Genomic DNA, 16,007 nt, shown 5'->3' on the forward strand with positions numbered 1-16,007 from the left:
TGTGCACGCTGTTGAGTTCTCAAGGACCAGACGCACTCCCCGCTCCACACCACCAGGATGCTTCGCCAGAGAGGCTGTCGCTCTCGATCCCACCGATGTCGTCGAACCCGCCAACACAAACCGTGCAGTCAGATCCAGTGGCTCATCCCGAAGGAGAGAACCGGTGGAGTAGTCATCCTAAGCGTCGAAGCGACCCAGCACAAGGCCAGATCTGAACTCCAGTGGAGGATGGTCCCGCTTGAGGGCCGACGTGCTCTGGGCTTCCGCTCCAGCCGCTCCGCCGCACCTTTGGGGTGACGAGGGATTACTTTACGCAGCCCCCACACCCACCACCAACCCACCCCACATCCCGGGCGTGTCGCACCATGCAACACCGGTGCCGCTCGGCGGGACGCCGAACGCCCGGCCCCTTTCGGGACCGGGCGCCGGGAGTGGTCGGGACCGGCTGCGTCAGCCGAGCGTGACGCCGGCCAGCGTCTTCTTCCCGCGACGGAGGATGAGCACGCCACCCGGCATGGCCAGGGACGCCAGCGTCGCGGCAGCGTCCTCGGCACGCTCGTTGTTGACGTAGACGCCACCCTGGTCGACCGCACGCCGTGCTTCACCGAGGGACTTGACGAGTCCGGTCTCCACGAGGGCTCGCGCCACATCGGCATCCCCGCCCAGCGACACCGTCCCGGGCAGCTCGGCGATCGCGGCGCGCAGGGTGTCGGCGTCGAGCGCGGTCAGGTCGCCGTTCCCGAACAGCGCCGCCGACGCGTCGATCGCAGCCTGTGTCGCGGCCTCCCCGTGGACCAGGGCGGTGACCTCGAATGCGAGGGTGCGCTGGGCCTCCCGGCGGAACGGCTCGTCGGCGACGGCCTGCTCGAGGCGCTCCACCTCGGCGCGGGACAGGAACGTGAACTCGCGCAGGCGCGCGACCACGTCGGCGTCCGCCGTGTTGAGCCAGAACTGGTAGAAGGCGTACGGCGAGGTCATCGTGCCGTCGAGCCAGATCGCGTTGCCCTCGCTCTTGCCGAACTTCGTGCCGTCCGAGTTCGTGATGAGCGGCGTCCCCAGCGCGTGCGCGGACACGCCCTCGGTCCGACGGATGAGTTCCGTGCCCGAGGTGAGGTTGCCCCACTGGTCAGAGCCTCCGGTCTGCAGCGTGCACCCGTACTGGCGGTAGAGCTCGCGGAAGTCCAGGCCCTGCAGGATCTGGTAGCTGAACTCGGTGTAGCTGATGCCGGCGTCCGAGTTCAGCCGGGCGGCGACGGCGTCCTTCTTGAGCATCGAGTTGACGCGGAAGTACTTGCCGATGTCACGCAGGAAGTCGATCGCGGACAGCGGCGCGGTCCAGTCCAGGTTGTCCACCAGCCGGACGCCGTTGTCACCGTCGGCGCTGAGGAACCGGGACACCTGGCCCTGCAGCCGTCCCACCCACTCCTCGACGGTCTCGCGGGTGTTGAGCGTGCGCTCGGCCGTGGGACGCGGGTCCCCGATGAGACCGGTCGACCCGCCGACGAGCGCGAGCGGCTTGTGCCCGGCCAGCTGCAGTCGACGCATGGTCAGCAGCTGGAGCAGGTTCCCGCAGTGCAGCGACGGGGCGGTCGGGTCGAACCCGCAGTAGTAGGTCACCGGTCCGGCGTCGAGGGCCTCTTGCAGTGCGGTCTCGTCGGTGGAGACGTGCACCAGACCACGCCAGCGCAGTTCGTCCCACACCGAGGCGAAGGTGGGGTCGTTCTGCTGGCGCGTCAGGACGTCGGGATCGGTATCACTGGACACCCCGTCATCGTACCGGCGTGCTCGGCGACCCCTCAGCCGATCGCGCCCTTGTGCCGGCGGTACGCCGACACGGTCGGGTCCCCCGGCAGCCAGAACCGCCACGGGAACGCCGCTCCCCCGGCCACCCCGCCCACGCCGGTCCGCGGACCGCTCGCGACCAGGCCGCCGGACAGGAGGTCGTCGACGACCTGCGCCACCGGGGCGGAGGCGAGCCGGGCTTCCAGGGCGGGAGCCAACCGCAGCGTGTACGGACCGGAACCGTCGAGGACCGAGGTGCCGTCGTCCGCACCGAGGACCGCGCCGAGCGCGACGCCGAGGTTCCCCGGTCCGCGCGCGAGCGCCACGTCGGCCACGGTGGGTCCGCGACGCTCGCGGGCGACGTCGGTGCCCGCCACCACCGCAGCCCCGCGGAGCAGGGACCCGGACGACTGGCCGGCGGGGCCGCTCACGACGTTCACGCACGTGTGGATGCCGTACGACCGGTAGGCGTACAGCGTCCCGGGCGGACCGAAGAGGTGCCGGTTGCGCGCTGTCATGCCGCGGTGTCCGTGCGAACCCGGGTCGACCGCGCCCGAGTAGGCCTCGACCTCGGTGATCCGCAGGGTCACGCCCTTGCCCGTGATCGTCGCGCCGAGGAGCGCTGGTGCGCACACCGGCGCGGGCTCGCGCAGCAGCGCGAGCAGCGCATCCGACGGCGTCGGCGTCGGCGTCGGCGTCGGCGTCGGCGTCTGCTCAGGGGACACGGTTCACCGGGTGAAGGGCGTCCCGGCCGCGATCTCCCGGACGGACCGGGTCAGGGCGGCGAGTTGCTCGGCGACCCGCTCGGGTGCCGTGCCGCCGACGCCCCGACGGGACGCGACGCTGCCCTCGATCGTGAGGACCGTGCGGACCTCCGGGGTCAGGTGCTCCGAGACCGCGGCGTACTCCGCGTCCGTCGGGTCGTCGAGGTCGATGCCGCGCTCCTCGCAGTACCGGACGAGCGCGCCCGAGACCTCGTGCGCGTCACGGAACGGGACACCCTGTCGGACCAGCCACTCCGCGACGTCGGTCGCCAGGGAGAACCCCTGCGGTGCGAGCTCCGCCATCCGGGCGGTGTCGAAGGACAGGGTCGCGATCATGCCGGTGAAGGCGGGGAGCAGGACCTCGAGCGTCGCGACCGAGTCGAAGACGGGCTCCTTGTCCTCCTGCAGGTCGCGGTTGTACGCGAGCGGCAGGCCCTTGAGGGTGGCGAGGAGGCCGGTCAGGTTGCCGATCAGCCGACCGGACTTGCCGCGTGCGAGCTCGGCGATGTCCGGGTTCTTCTTCTGCGGCATGATGCTCGACCCGGTCGAGAAGCCGTCGTGGAGCCGAACGAAGCCGAACTCCTTCGTGTTCCAGAGGACGACCTCCTCCGCCAGGCGGGAGACGTCGATGCCGATCTGGGCGAGGACGAAGGCGAACTCGGCGACGACGTCCCGAGCGGCGGTCGCGTCGATCGAGTTGTCGGCGGGCCGGTCGAAGCCCAGCTCCTGCGCGATGGCGGCCGGGTCGAGTCCGAGCGAGCTGCCCGCCAGCGCACCGGCGCCGTAGGGGCTGACACTCGCGCGGCCCGCCCAGTCGCGGAGCCGCTCGAGGTCCCGCACGAGGGGCCAGGCGTGCGCGAGCAGGTGGTGCGCGAGCAGGACCGGCTGCGCGTGCTGCAGGTGCGTCCGGCCGGGCATGATGGCGCCCTCGTGTTCGGACGCCTGCTGGCTGATCGCGTCGACGAGGTCGATGACCATCCGGCCGATCCGACGGCCGTGGTCGAGCATGTGCATCCGGCCGAGGGTCGCGATCTGGTCGTTGCGGCTGCGGCCGGCGCGGAGCTTCCCGCCCAGCTCCGGGCCGACGTCGGCGATGAGCAGGCGCTCGAGTGCGCCGTGCACGTCCTCGTCGGACTCGTCCGGCTGCAGGGAGCCGTCGGCGTGCGCGTCCTCGAGCCGGTCGAGGCCGGCGAGCATCCGCTCGAGTTCGTCGGCCGTCAGGTACCCCGCCACCTGCAGCGCCCGGGCGTGCGCGCGGGAGCCGGCGATGTCGTAGGGCGCCAGCTGCCAGTCGAAGTGCGTCGACTTCGACAGGGCGGCGAGTTCCGCGCTCGGACCGTCCGCGAACCGGCCACCCCACAGGGCGCCCGTGTTCGTCGCGTCGGTCTTGCTGCTGCTGTCGTCCGGCCGGGAGGCTCGGGGGGCGTCCGTCATGAGGGTCCTGCGTCGTCTCGGGTCGGGTTGGTGGGGGGTCGGGGGTCGGTGCGGTCCGGGGTCCGCGCGGTCCGGGCGGCGCGCCTGCCGGGCCGACGGCGACGGGACGGGCGCGTGCCGCGCCTCCCGTCCGGCGAGGACGGCGGGACCGACCGGTCCCGCCGCCCTCGGTCGGTCAGTTCGCCAGGTCGCGGCGGGCGGAGATCTTGCTCGGCAGCGACCACAGTTCGATGAAGCCCTTGGAGAGCGACTGGTCGAACGTGTCACCGGTGTCGTACGTGGCGAGGTCGAAGTCGTAGAGGCTCTGCTCGGAGCGACGACCGGTCACCGTGGCACGACCGCCGTGGAGCTGCATGCGGATGTCGCCGGACACGTACTCCTGCGTCGAGTCGATGAAGGCGTCGAGGCTGCGCTTCAACCCACCGAACCACAGGCCGTCGTAGACCAGGTCGGCCCACTCCGACTCGACACCGCGCTTGTAACGGTTGACGTCGCGCTCGAGGGTCAGGCTCTCGAGCTCCTCGTGCGCGGCGATGAGCGCCATCGCGGCCGGGGCCTCGTAGACCTCGCGCGACTTGATGCCGACCAGGCGGTCCTCGACGACGTCGATGCGGCCGACGCCGTGCTTGCCGGCGAGGGCGTTGAGTTCCTGCACGACGCGCAGGACGCTGAAGCGCTGACCGTCGATCGCGACCGGCACACCCTGCTCGAACGTGATCGTGACCTCGTCGGCCTCACGGTCGACGGCGGGGTCCTGCGTGTACGCGTACAGGTCCTCGATCGGGGCGTTCCACGGGTCCTCGAGGAACCCGGTCTCCACCGCGCGACCCCAGACGTTCTGGTCGATCGAGTACGGCGACTTCTTGCTCTGCAGGATCGGCAGGTCGTGCTCCTGCGCGTAGACGATCGCCTTGTCACGGGTCAGCGCGAGGTCACGGACCGGGGCGACGCTCGTCAGGTCGGGGGCGATCGCGGCCACGGCGGCCTCGAAGCGCACCTGGTCGTTGCCCTTGCCGGTGCAGCCGTGCGCGACGCTGTCCGCGCCGAGCTGCTTCGCCGTGGTGGCGAGGTGCTTCGCGATGAGCGGCCGGCTCAGCGCCGAGACGAGCGGGTAGCGCTTCTGGTAGAGCGCGTTGGCCTTGAGGGCCGGGACGAGGTAGTCGTCCGCGAACTCGTCCTTGGCGTCGATGACGACCGACTCCACCGCGCCGCAGTCGAGCGCGCGCTGACGGATGGCGTCCATGTCCTCGCCGCCCTGGCCGACGTCGACGGCCAGCGCCACGACCTCCTTGCCGGTGGCGTCCTTGAGCCAACCGATCCCGACGGAGGTGTCGAGCCCTCCTGAGTACGCGAGTACGACGCGGTCTGCCATGGGTTCTCTCCTGTGTGGTGGTGGTTGTCAGTTGCCGGGGGTCGCCACGTCTGCGGCGGTCGCCCCGTCTGCGGCGGTCGCCCCGTCTGCGGCGGTCGCCCCGTCTGCGGCGGTCGGGGCGTTGGCGGCGAGGAGCCAGGCGAGCAGGGCCTTCTGGGCGTGCAGGCGGTTCTCCGCCTCGTCCCAGATGATGCTGCGCGGCCCGTCGATGACCTCGGCGGTGACCTCGTAGCCGCGGTCGGCGGGCAGGCAGTGCATGAACACGGCGTCGTCCGCGGCGTGCGCGAGCAGGTCGTCGTCGACGCGGTACCCGGCGAAGGTGGCGAGCCGCTGCTGCTTCTCGTCCTCCTTGCCCATCGAGACCCAGGTGTCGGTCACGACGACGTCGGCACCGGCCACCGCGGCGACCGGGTCGGTCACGACGAGCACGGACCCGCCGGTCTCGGCGGCGCGGTGCTCCGCGTCCGTCACGACCTGCGGTGCGGGCGAGAACTCGACCGGCGACGCGACACGCACGTGCATCCCGGCCGTCGCGCAGGCGAGCAGGTACGACTGCGCCATGTTGCTCGCGCCGTCGCCGACGAACGCGATGGTCTGCCCGGCCAACGCGCCGCGGTGCTCGCGGATGGTGAGCAGGTCGGCGAGGAGCTGGCACGGGTGGAAGTCGTCGGACAGCGCGTTGACGACCGGCACCGTGGTGCTCGCCGCCATCTCCTCGAGCCCGGCCTGGCCGTAGGTGCGCCAGACGATCGCCGACACCATGCGCTCGAGCACGCGGGCGGTGTCGGTCGGGGTCTCCTTGCCGCCGAGCTGGCTGTTCGCGGTCGAGATGATGAGCGGGCTGCCGCCGAGGTCGCTGATGCCGACGTGGAAGGACACCCGGGTGCGGGTGGACGACTTGTCGAAGATCACGGCGACGCTCTGCGGACCGGCGAGGGGCTTGGCGCCCCACCGGTCGCGCTTCATCTCGACGGCGAGGTCGAGGATCGCGGACTGCTCGGCCTGCGTGAGGTCGTCGTCCCGGAGGAAGTGGCGGGTCATGCGGAGGTCTCCTGGTCGGCGCCCTCGACGGCCGCCATGCTCTGGGCGAGGATCGCGAGGAACGCGTCGATCTCGGCGTCGGACACGATGAGCGGCGGCGCGATGCGCAGGCTCGACTCGTTCGGTGCGTTGATGATGAGGCCGCGCTCGAGCGCGGCTGCCGAGACCGCGGCGGCGACCGGGCGACGGAGGCCGACACCGATGAGCAGGCCGCTCCCCCGGACCTCCTCCACCAGGTCGGAGCCGAGTGCGGTGATCCCGGTGCGGATGCGCTCACCCTTGACGACCGCACCGGCCACCAGGTCCGCGCGCTCGATCTCGGCGAGCACCGCGTTCGCGACGCGGGTGCCGAGCGGGTTGCCGCCGAAGGTCGAGCCGTGCTGGCCCGCCGAGAACAGGTCGGACGCCCACCCGAAGGTCACGAGCGCCCCGATCGGGAAGCCACCGGCGATGCCCTTGGCCACCGTGATCGCGTCCGGGACCACGCCCGTGTTCTGGAAGGCGAACCAGGCGCCGGTGCGGCCGATGCCGGTCTGGATCTCGTCGAGGACGAGCAGTGCGCCGTGCCGCTCGGTCAGGGCCCGCGCGGCCTGCAGGAAGCCCTCGGGCAGGTCGACGACGCCGGCCTCGCCCTTGATCGGCTCGAGGATGAGCGCCGCGACGGTGTCGTCGATCGAGCGCTCGAGGGCCTCGATCGACGTCTCGATGTGCTCGACGCCCGGGATCATCGGCAGGAAGTCCTGCTGGAGGGCGGGCTTGCCGGTGAGCGCGAGCGCGCCCATGGTGCGGCCGTGGAACGCCTGCTGCAGCGCGAGGATCTTCGTCTTGCGCCCGTCCGCGCCGCGGTTCAGCCGAGCCAGCTTGAACGCCGCCTCGTTGGCCTCCGCGCCGGAGTTGCCGAAGTACACGCGGCCCGCGTAGCCCGCGCCGGAGATCCGCTTGAGGCGTTCGGCGAGCTCGAGCTGCGGCGGCGTCGCGAAGTAGTTCGACACGTGCACGAGCTTCGCTGCCTGGTCGCTGATCGCCTCGACGAGCGCCGGGTGGGCGTGGCCGAGCGAGTTCACCGCGATGCCGGCGAGGAAGTCGAGGTACTCGTTGCCGTCGACGTCCCACACCCGGCAGCCCTCGCCGCGCTCGAGCATGATCTTCGGCGGGGTCAGGGATCGCATGAGCGACGCCCCGAACCGGTCGTTCCAGGTCTCGGTCTGCGTCTCGGTGCTCACCGTGCTGTGCCCTTCTCGTCGTCGTGCGGAGTCGTGGAGTCGTCGTCGCGTCGGGCGACGTGCTGGCCGCCCGGGACGTCGTCGTGGCCGCTGCCCGGGGCGTGGACCGCCGCGCGTCGGCCGATCTCGGCGTGGGTGTTCTGGTTCTCGGTCCGGCGGCTCGGGTCCGGGATGACCTCGGTGCCGGCGCCGCGGAGGGTGAAGACCTCGAGCAGGATCGAGTGCGGGATGCGGCCGTCGATGATGGTCGCGCCACCGACGCCGCCGACCACGGCGTCGAGGCACGCGGTCATCTTCGGGATCATCCCGGACTCGAGCGACGGCAGCAGCTGGCGGAGTTCCTCGACCGCGATGAGGTCGATGATCGAGTCGCGGTCCGGCCAGTTGCGGTACAGCCCGGGCACGTCCGTCAGCATCATCAGCTTCGACGCGTTCAGCGCGATCGCGAGCGCGGCCGCTGCGGCGTCGGCGTTCACGTTGAGCGCCTGGTCCGGGTGGGCGTCGTCGATCGCGATGCTCGAGACCACCGGGATGCGGTCGGCGCGGATCGCGGCGAGGACCCCGGACGGGTCGACGTGGGTGATGTCGCCGACGTGGCCGAGGTCGAAGTGCTCGCCGTCGACGACGACGCCCTTCTTCTCGCCGGTGAACAGCGACCCGCCGTCGCCGAACACCCCGACGCCGAGGCCGTCGCCGTGCTCGTCGATGAGGTCGACGATCTCGCGGTTCACCTCGCCGGCCAGGACGTCGCGGACGACCGTGATCGCCTCGGTCGTCGTGACGCGGTAGCCGCCGCGGAACTCGGACTGGATGCCCTGCTCCTCCAGCGCCGCGGAGATCTGCGGACCGCCGCCGTGCACGACGACCGGGTGCAGGCCGGCGTACCGGAGGTAGACCATGTCCTCGGCGAACGCCCGCTTGAGGTCGTCGTTCACCATCGCGTTGCCGCCGAACTTGACGACGACGATCTTGCCCGAGAACCGCTTCAACCACGGCAGGGACTCGATGAGGGTCGCGGCCTTGACGGTCGCGAGCTCGTGCTCTTCTTCCTTCGAGAGGTCCGCGTCGCTCATCAGCTGGAGTACGCGCTGTTCTCGTGGACGTAGTCGTGCGTCAGGTCGTTCGTCAGGATGGTCGCCGCGGCGGTGCCGACCCCGAGGTCGATGAGCACGTGCGTGTCCCGCGGGCTGAGGTCGACGTCGTCGCTCGGCTGGTCGGGGGCACCGGCGTGGCACACCCGCACCCCGTTCATCGAGACGTCGACCGCGTACGGGTCGAACTCGGCGTCGGTCGTCCCGATCGCGGCGAGCACCCGCCCCCAGTTGGGGTCGTTGCCGAAGACCGCCGCCTTGAACAGGTTGTTGCGGGCGACGCTCCGGCCGACCGTCACGGCCTCGTCCTCGCTGACCGCGCCGACGACCTCGATCGTGATGTCGTGCGCTGCGCCCTCGGCGTCCTGCTGGAGCTGGCGGGCGAGGTCGGCGCAGACGCCGGTCAGGGCCTGCTGGAAGGTCTCGGCGTCGGGGGTCGTGCCCGAAGCACCGGAGGCCATGAGCACGACGGTGTCGTTCGTGGACATGCACCCGTCGGAGTCGACGCGGTCGAAGGTGACGCGGGTCGCCGCGCGCAGGGCCCGGTCGAGCTCGTCCGCGGGCAGTGCCGCGTCGGTGGTGATCACCACGAGCATCGTCGCGAGGCCGGGTGCGAGCATGCCCGCGCCCTTCGCCATCCCGCCGACCGTCCAGCCGTCGACCGAGACGACGGACTGCTTCGGCTTCGTGTCGGTGGTCATGATGGCGGCCGCGGCGTCGGGTCCGCCGGCACCGTCGAGGGCGTCGGCGGCGAGCGTCACGCCGCGGAGCACGCCGTCGCGGAAGGTCTGGTCACCTCTGCCGATGAGCCCGGTGGAACACACGACGACGTCACCCGCTCCGATGCCCAGCGCGTCGCCCACCGCCTCCGCGGTGAGGTGGGTCGTCTGGAAGCCGAAGGGACCCGTGAAGCAGTTCGCGCCTCCCGAGTTGAGGACAACGGCACGGGCGACGCCGTCGCCGACCACCTGGCGGGACCAGATGACCGGGTGCGCCTGCGCACGGTTCGTGGTGAAGACGGCCGCCACGGCGTCCGAGGGGCCGTCGTTGACGACGAGCGCCACGTCCGGCTTGCCACTCGTCTTCAGGCCGGCGGTGACGCCGGCGGCACGGAAGCCGGCGGCGGCGGTGACGCCCTGCAGGGCACCGTCGGTCGCCGGGAGGCCCGTGGTCGCGTCGGCGCTGTCGTTGCGGTCGGTCACGGGGCGACTCCGTCCACGCTGAGGCCCAGGGTCTCGGGGAGCCCGAGCGCGATGTTCGCGGACTGCACGGCGGCACCGCCGGTCCCCTTGGCGAGGTTGTCGAGTGCGGAGACGGCGACCACCCGGCCGGCGGCCTCGTCGACCGCGATGCCCACGAGGGCGGTGTTCGCCCCGATGGTGTCGGCCACCCGGGGGAAGACGCCCTCGGGCAGCAGGTGCACGAAGGGCTCGTCGGCGTAGGCCTGCTCCCAGGCGAGCCGGACGTCGTGCGCGGTCACCCCGGGGGCGAGCCGAGCGGTCGTGGTCGCGAGGATGCCGCGGGCCATCGGCACGAGGACGGGCGTGAACGAGACCCGGACGTCCGACGCACCGGCCACGCGGAGGTTCTGCTGGATCTCCGGGACGTGGCGGTGCTTCCCGCCCACGGCGTACGCGCTGGCGGACCCCATGATCTCCGCCGCCAGGTAGGTGGACTCGAGCTTCTTGCCGGCACCGCTCGGTCCGACGCTGAGGACCGCGACGATGTCGTCCGACTCGACGAGGCCGGCCTGCAACCCGGGCTGGATGCCGAGCGTGACCGCGGTGACGTTGCACCCGGGGACGGCGATCCGCTTGGTGGCCGCGAGTTCGGTGCGCTGCCGGCCCTGCGGCACGATGTCGTCGACGTCCCGCCACTCGTCCGCGGCACCGGGGGCGGGCGGCGCGTGCAGGAGCTCGGGCAGCCCGTAGGTCCAGGCGCCGTGGTACTCGCCGCCGTAGAACGCGGCCCACGCGGCCTCGTCCGTCAGCCGGTGGTCGGCGCCGCAGTCCACGACGAGCGTGTCCGCGTCGAGCTCCGCCGTGATCGCGCCGGACTGGCCGTGCGGCAGGGCGAGGAACACCACGTCGTGCCCACGGAGGTTCTCCGGGGTCGTCTCCACGAGGGTCAGGTGCGCGAGCGACCGCAGGTGCGGCTGCGTCGCGATGAGCGGCTGTCCGGCGTTCGAGAACGCCGTCACCGTCCGCACGTCGAACTCGGGATGAGCGGAGAGGATGCGCAGCAACTCGCCACCCGCGTAGCCGCTGGCACCAGCCACGGCGACGGATACGGACATGGGTTCCACCTTTGGTCGGACTGTTCGTCGAGGGAGTCGGAGGCGGCGACCCCGGGCGGTGATCCGTCGTGGATCAGTCGCGCAGGGTCGCCCCGAATCGCTCGCCGGCACGTCGGACAGCGCCGTCACGGGCCTCGGAGGCCTCGGCAGCGGTCAGCGTGCGGTCCGTGGCGCGGAAGCGCAGCGCGAACGTCAGGGACTTCTGTCCCTCGTCCAGGCCGGCGCCGCGGTAGTCGTCCACGAGCCGAGCATACTCCAACAGCTCCCCGGCACCAGCGCGCACCTCGGCGAGGACGTCGCCGGCCGGGGTCGCGACGTCGACCACGAGGGAGAGGTCCTGCGTCGCCGCCGGGTAGGAGACGATCGCCGCGACCTCGACGACGTCCGGCGCCGCGGCCACGAGGGCGTCGAGGTCGAGTTCGACGACCGCGACCACCCGGGGCAGGTCGGCGTCCGCCGCCAGCTCCGGGAGCAGCTCGCCGGCGACGCCGACGACGGTGTCGCCGACCAGGAGCGACGCCGCACGACCGGGGTGCAGCGAGGGGTGGGTCGTCTGCGCCACGGTGAGCTCGACCCCGACCGCCCAGGCGACGGTCCGCGCGACGTCGAGGGCGTCGGCGATGCCGAACGGTTCCGCGACGACACCCGGCTGCTTCACGACCGCGTTGCCGAGCAGGAGCGCGCTCAGGTGGAACGGCTGCGCGGGCAGGGCGGCGTCGAGCGCGGCGAGGGTCTCGGGTGTCGGACGCTGCGCGCCGACCGGTACCTCCGCGGTCCCGAGCGCGACACCCTGCTCGGGCAGGAAGACACGGGACGTCTCGTACACGGCGAGGTCGACGAGTCCGCGCGACACGTTGCGACGCGCCACGTCGACGAGGGCCGGCACGCCGCTGCGGCGGAGGTGGTCCTGCGCGCTGTCGAGCGCGTTCGCGAGCACGACGCTCGGTCCGCCGGCGGCGTCGATGCCCGGGTACGCGGCAGCGGTCGCGGCGGAGACGAACGGAGCGGTCACGACCTCGGTGAGCCCGGCGGCCGCGAGGGCTGCCGACACCCGACGGCGGGCCTGCTGGTGCAACGTGAGACCACGACCGGGAGGCGCGACGGGCAGCACGCTCGGGATGCGGTCGTACCCGACGATGCGGGCGATCTCCTCGACCAGGGAGACGTCGTCCACCAGGTCGGGGCGCCAGGTCGGCGGCGTGACGGCGAGCACGTCGCCGTCGACCTCCACCGTGGCGCCGATCGCCCGGAGCGTGTCGAGGACCTCGGCGTCGGTGTAGGCGACACCGATGAGCTCGGCGGCCCGACCGGCGCGCATCGCGACGGTCGGACGGGGGCGGTCGTCGACCAGGGTCGACCCGAGCGGGTCCGGCGTGCCGCCGGCGAGGTCGACGAGGAGCTCGACGGCCCGGTTCGCCGCGGCCTCGGCGACGAGCGGGTCGACGCCGCGCTCGAACCGGCGCGAGGCCTCGCTGGGCAGCTTGTGTCGCCGGGCCGAGCGGGCGATCGACACCTGGTCGAAGCCGGCGGCCTCGATGAGGACGTCGGTGGTCGCCGCGGTGATCTCGGTCCGGGCACCGCCCATGACGCCCGCGAGACCGACGGCGCCGGCGTCGTCCGCGATGACGAGGTCCTCTGTGTCGAGCGTGCGTTCGACGTCGTCGAGGGTGGTCAGGCGCTCCCCGGGGGTGGCCCGACGGACGGTCAGGCCGCCCTGCAGCGTCGCGAGGTCGTACCCGTGCAGCGGCTGCCCGAGTTCGAACATGACGTAGTTCGTGATGTCGACGGGCAGCGAGATCGAACGCACGCCGGCCAGGGTCAGGCGGGCGACCATCCACGCCGGGGTCGGCCGGGTCGCGTCGATGCCGCGGACGACCCGGGTGACGAAGGTGTGCGCGCCGACACGACCACGGATCGGGGCGGCGTCGTCCACGGTCACCGTGAAGCCGTCGCCGGTGCGCGGCAGGACTCGGTCGACCGGGTCGGAGAAGGTCGCACCGGTGGCGTGCGCGTACTCGCGGGCGACGCCGCGCATGCTCATGGCGTAGCCGCGGTCGGGCGTCACGTTGATCTCGACCGCGGCGTCGTCGAGGCCGAGCAGCGCGATCGCGTCCGCCCCGACCTCGGGCTCCATGCCGAGGTCGGCGAAGCGGAGGATGCCGTCGTGCTCGTCGCCGAGACCGAGCTCACGTGCGGAGGCGATCATGCCGTCCGACACGTGGCCGTACGTCTTCCGGGCCGCGATCGGGAACGGACCGGGGAGCACGGCGCCGGGCAGGGTCACGACGACGAGGTCGCCGACGTCGAAGTTGTGGGCACCGCACACGATGCCGCGGGGCTCGGACTCGCCGACGTCCACCTGGCACCAGTTGATGGTCTTGCCGTTCTTCTGCGGCTCGGGCACGCGCTCGAGCACCCGACCGACCACGACGGGCCCGGTCAGGTCGAAGGTGTGCACGGACTCCTCCTCGAACCCGACCGACACCAGGGCGGCGTGGACGTGCTCGAGCGAGACGTCGTCGGGCAGGTCGACGGACTCGCCGAGCCAGCGGAGTGGGACGCGCATCAGACCACCGTTCCGAACTGCTGCGAGAAGCGGATGTCGCCCTCGAGGAAGTCACGCATGTCGTTCAGGCCGTTGCGGAACTGGAGCGTCCGCTCGATGCCCATACCGAAGGCGAAGCCCTGGTACTCGTCCGGGTCGATGCCCGCGGCGCGCAGGACGTTGGGGTTGACCATGCCGCAGCCACCCCACTCGACCCACCGCGCGCCGCCCTTGGCGTTCGGCTGCCAGACGTCCATCTCGGCGCTCGGCTCGGTGAACGGGAAGTAGTTGGGGCGGAGCCGGATCTGCGCTTCGGCCCCGAACACCTGACGCGCGAAGTGCTCGAGCGTGCCGCGCAGGTGCGCCATCGTGAGGCCCTTGTCGATCGCGATGCCCTCGACCTGGGTGAAGACCGGCAGGTGCGTGGCGTCGAGCTCGTCGGCGCGGTACACACGGCCCGGCGCGATCACGTAGAGCGGGAGCGCACGCGTGAGCAGGGAGCGGATCTGCACCGGTGAGGTGTGCGTCCGCATGAGCAGGTGCCGGTCGACCGGCTCGACGAAGACGGTGTCGGCCATCGCCCGGGCCGGGTGGTCCTGGTCGAAGTTCAGGGCGTCGAAGTTGAACCACTCGTGCTCGAGCTCCGGCCCCTCCGCGACCTCCCACCCCATGCCGACGAAGACGTCGGCCACGGTCTCGTTGAGGAGCGAGAGCGGGTGGCGCGAGCCCGGCGTCCGGCGGGACGGCAGCGCGGTCACGTCGACGCGCTCCGACTCGAGCCGCGCACGTTCCTCGGCCTCGGCCAGCACGGACTCCTGCGCGGCGACCACCTGGGCCACCTGCCCGCGGGCCTGTCCGACGAGCTTGCCCGCCGCGGCCTTCTGCTCCGGCGGGACACTGCGCATCGACGCGTTCATCCGGGCGAGCGTCGACTGCTCACCGGTGTGCTCGGCACGGGCCTGCTTCAGCTCCGCGACGGTGGTCGTGGCGCGGACGGCGGCGAGGGCCGCGTCCACGGCGTCGGCGACCGCCGATTCGCTGATCTCGAGAGGTTCTGACACGAGACCCAAGCCTACCGGCCGTCGGGATACCGCCGTCCTGCACCAGGCGGACGGTCGCCGTCAGTCCGTGGCTGTGGAGGGACGGGTCCGCTGTGCGAACGCGCTCTCGTAGAGGCACACCGACGCCGCGGTCGCGAGGTTCATCGACTCGGCCCGCCCGTAGATCGGCACCTTGACCGCGCGGTCGACGAGTGCCAGGTCCTCCGCCGTCAGTCCGCGGGCCTCGTTGCCGAACACCCACACGGTCGGTCCGTCGAGCATGCCGTCGGCGCGCACGTCCGGCAGGTCGTCGCCGGAGACGTCGGCGGCCAGGATCGTGTAGCCGAGCCCGCGGGCACGCTCGACCGCGTCGGCCAGGGTCACCCCGACGGAGACCGGGACGTGGAACAGCGACCCCGTGGTCGAGCGCACGACCTTCGGGTTGTACGGGTCGACACTGCGTCCGGTCAGCACCACGGCGTCCGCCCCGGCGGAGTCGGCGGCCCGGATGATCGTGCCGGCGTTCCCCGGGTCACGGACCTCCTCGAGGATCGCGACCAGTCCGGGCAGGGCCTCCGAGGCGTCGGCGTCGGCGTCGACCCGGGCCTCCGCCCGGGCGTCGGGGAAGACGTCCTTCACGGACGTCGGGAACTGCTGGCACACGGCGACGACGCCCTGCGGCGTGACGGTGTCCGCCATCGCGTCGAGCACCTGCTCGGTGACGAACCACGTGTCCACGGGAGCGTCGTCCAGCCCGTGGCGCGCCGCAGCGGTCGGGGTGACGTACAGCTCGCGGAGGAGCTCGGGGCGGTACTCGATCGCCTCGCGCACCGCCTGCGGCCCTTCGAGCAGGAACAGCCCGGTCTCGGCGCGGACGTCCTTCTTGGCCAGGGCGGCCACGGCCTTGACACGGCCGGCACGGGGGTTCTCGAGGAGATCGCTCACGTGCTCAGTCTAGGAACGACCCGACCCCGGGAACGACGGGACCCCCACTCCGACGGAGTGGGGGTCCCGGTGCACGGTGACGTGGCTCAGGCTGCCTTCGGCGCCGAGGTGTCGGCCGGCAGGGCCTTCTTGGCGGTCTCGACGAGCGCCGCGAACGTCTCGGCGTTGTTCACCGCGAGGTCCGCGAGGATGCGACGGTCGACCTCGACGCCGGCCAGGTTGAGACCCTGGATGAGGCGGTTGTAGGTCAGGCCGTTCGCACGCGACGCGGCGTTGATGCGCTGGATCCACAGGCGACGGAACTCGCCCTTCTTCGCGTGACGGTCCCGGTACGCGTAGACGAGGGAGTGGGTGACCTGCTCCTTCGCCTTGCGGTACAGGCGCGAACGCTGGCCGCGGTAGCCCTCGGCGCGCTCGAGGATGACGCGGCGCTTCTTGGCGGCGTTGACCGCTCTCTTCACTCTTGCCATTGAT

13 protein-coding genes are annotated in these 16,007 nt (G+C 71.9%); all 13 read right to left on the bottom strand.

Features of this window, described 5'->3' with window-relative positions; genetic code table 11:
- Positions 1–450: 450 nt before the first annotated feature.
- Positions 451–1,764 (bottom strand): tyrosine--tRNA ligase, encoded by a 1,314-nt coding sequence (gene tyrS, locus DEJ16_RS14920; protein WP_110824037.1) that lies wholly within the window; start codon positions 1,762–1,764, stop codon positions 451–453.
- Positions 1,765–1,796: 32 nt separating this feature from the next.
- Entirely contained in the window at positions 1,797–2,507 is a 711-nt protein-coding gene (locus tag DEJ16_RS14925; protein WP_309146416.1) for a DNA-3-methyladenine glycosylase, read from the bottom strand.
- Positions 2,508–2,510: 3 nt separating this feature from the next.
- Positions 2,511–3,980 (bottom strand): argininosuccinate lyase, encoded by a 1,470-nt coding sequence (gene argH / locus DEJ16_RS14930; RefSeq protein ID WP_110824038.1) that lies wholly within the window; start codon positions 3,978–3,980, stop codon positions 2,511–2,513.
- Positions 3,981–4,155: 175 nt separating this feature from the next.
- Positions 4,156–5,352 (bottom strand): argininosuccinate synthase, encoded by a 1,197-nt coding sequence (locus DEJ16_RS14935; protein ID WP_110824039.1) that lies wholly within the window; start codon positions 5,350–5,352, stop codon positions 4,156–4,158.
- A gap of 27 nt (positions 5,353–5,379) precedes the next feature.
- Entirely contained in the window at positions 5,380–6,393 is a 1,014-nt protein-coding gene (gene argF, locus DEJ16_RS14940; RefSeq protein ID WP_258366017.1) for an ornithine carbamoyltransferase, read from the bottom strand.
- A complete protein-coding gene (locus tag DEJ16_RS14945) occupies positions 6,390–7,616 on the bottom strand; it encodes an acetylornithine transaminase (protein ID WP_110824040.1) in 1,227 nt (408 codons plus the stop codon). Before DEJ16_RS14945 ends, argF begins: the two co-directional genes overlap by 4 nt.
- Positions 7,613–8,689, bottom strand: coding sequence for an acetylglutamate kinase (gene argB, locus DEJ16_RS14950; protein ID WP_258366018.1), 1,077 nt, complete (start codon positions 8,687–8,689; stop codon positions 7,613–7,615). Before argB ends, DEJ16_RS14945 begins: the two co-directional genes overlap by 4 nt.
- Positions 8,689–9,849 (bottom strand): bifunctional glutamate N-acetyltransferase/amino-acid acetyltransferase ArgJ, encoded by a 1,161-nt coding sequence (gene argJ, locus DEJ16_RS14955; protein ID WP_110824423.1) that lies wholly within the window; start codon positions 9,847–9,849, stop codon positions 8,689–8,691. Before argJ ends, argB begins: the two co-directional genes overlap by 1 nt.
- Positions 9,850–9,905: 56 nt before the next feature.
- Positions 9,906–11,003, bottom strand: coding sequence for an N-acetyl-gamma-glutamyl-phosphate reductase (locus tag DEJ16_RS14960; RefSeq protein WP_110824041.1), 1,098 nt, complete (start codon positions 11,001–11,003; stop codon positions 9,906–9,908).
- Between the two features lie 73 nt (positions 11,004–11,076).
- Positions 11,077–13,569, bottom strand: a complete 2,493-nt coding sequence (gene pheT, locus DEJ16_RS14965) for a phenylalanine--tRNA ligase subunit beta (protein WP_110824042.1) — start codon at positions 13,567–13,569, stop codon at positions 11,077–11,079.
- On the bottom strand, positions 13,569–14,609 hold the full coding sequence (pheS, locus tag DEJ16_RS14970; protein ID WP_110824424.1) for a phenylalanine--tRNA ligase subunit alpha: 1,041 nt from the start codon (positions 14,607–14,609) through the stop codon (positions 13,569–13,571). The genes pheT and pheS overlap by 1 nt, the downstream gene beginning before the upstream one ends.
- 60 nt (positions 14,610–14,669) lie before the next feature.
- Positions 14,670–15,533, bottom strand: a complete 864-nt coding sequence (locus tag DEJ16_RS14975; RefSeq protein ID WP_110824043.1) for an RNA methyltransferase — start codon at positions 15,531–15,533, stop codon at positions 14,670–14,672.
- 86 nt (positions 15,534–15,619) lie between these two features.
- Positions 15,620–16,003: a 50S ribosomal protein L20 gene (rplT, locus tag DEJ16_RS14980; protein ID WP_110824044.1), complete on the bottom strand. Its 384-nt coding sequence runs from the start codon at positions 16,001–16,003 to the stop codon at positions 15,620–15,622.
- Positions 16,004–16,007 lie beyond the last annotated feature (4 nt).

Source organism: Curtobacterium sp. MCJR17_055 (genome assembly GCF_003224335.1).
Taxonomy (GTDB): domain Bacteria; phylum Actinomycetota; class Actinomycetes; order Actinomycetales; family Microbacteriaceae; genus Curtobacterium.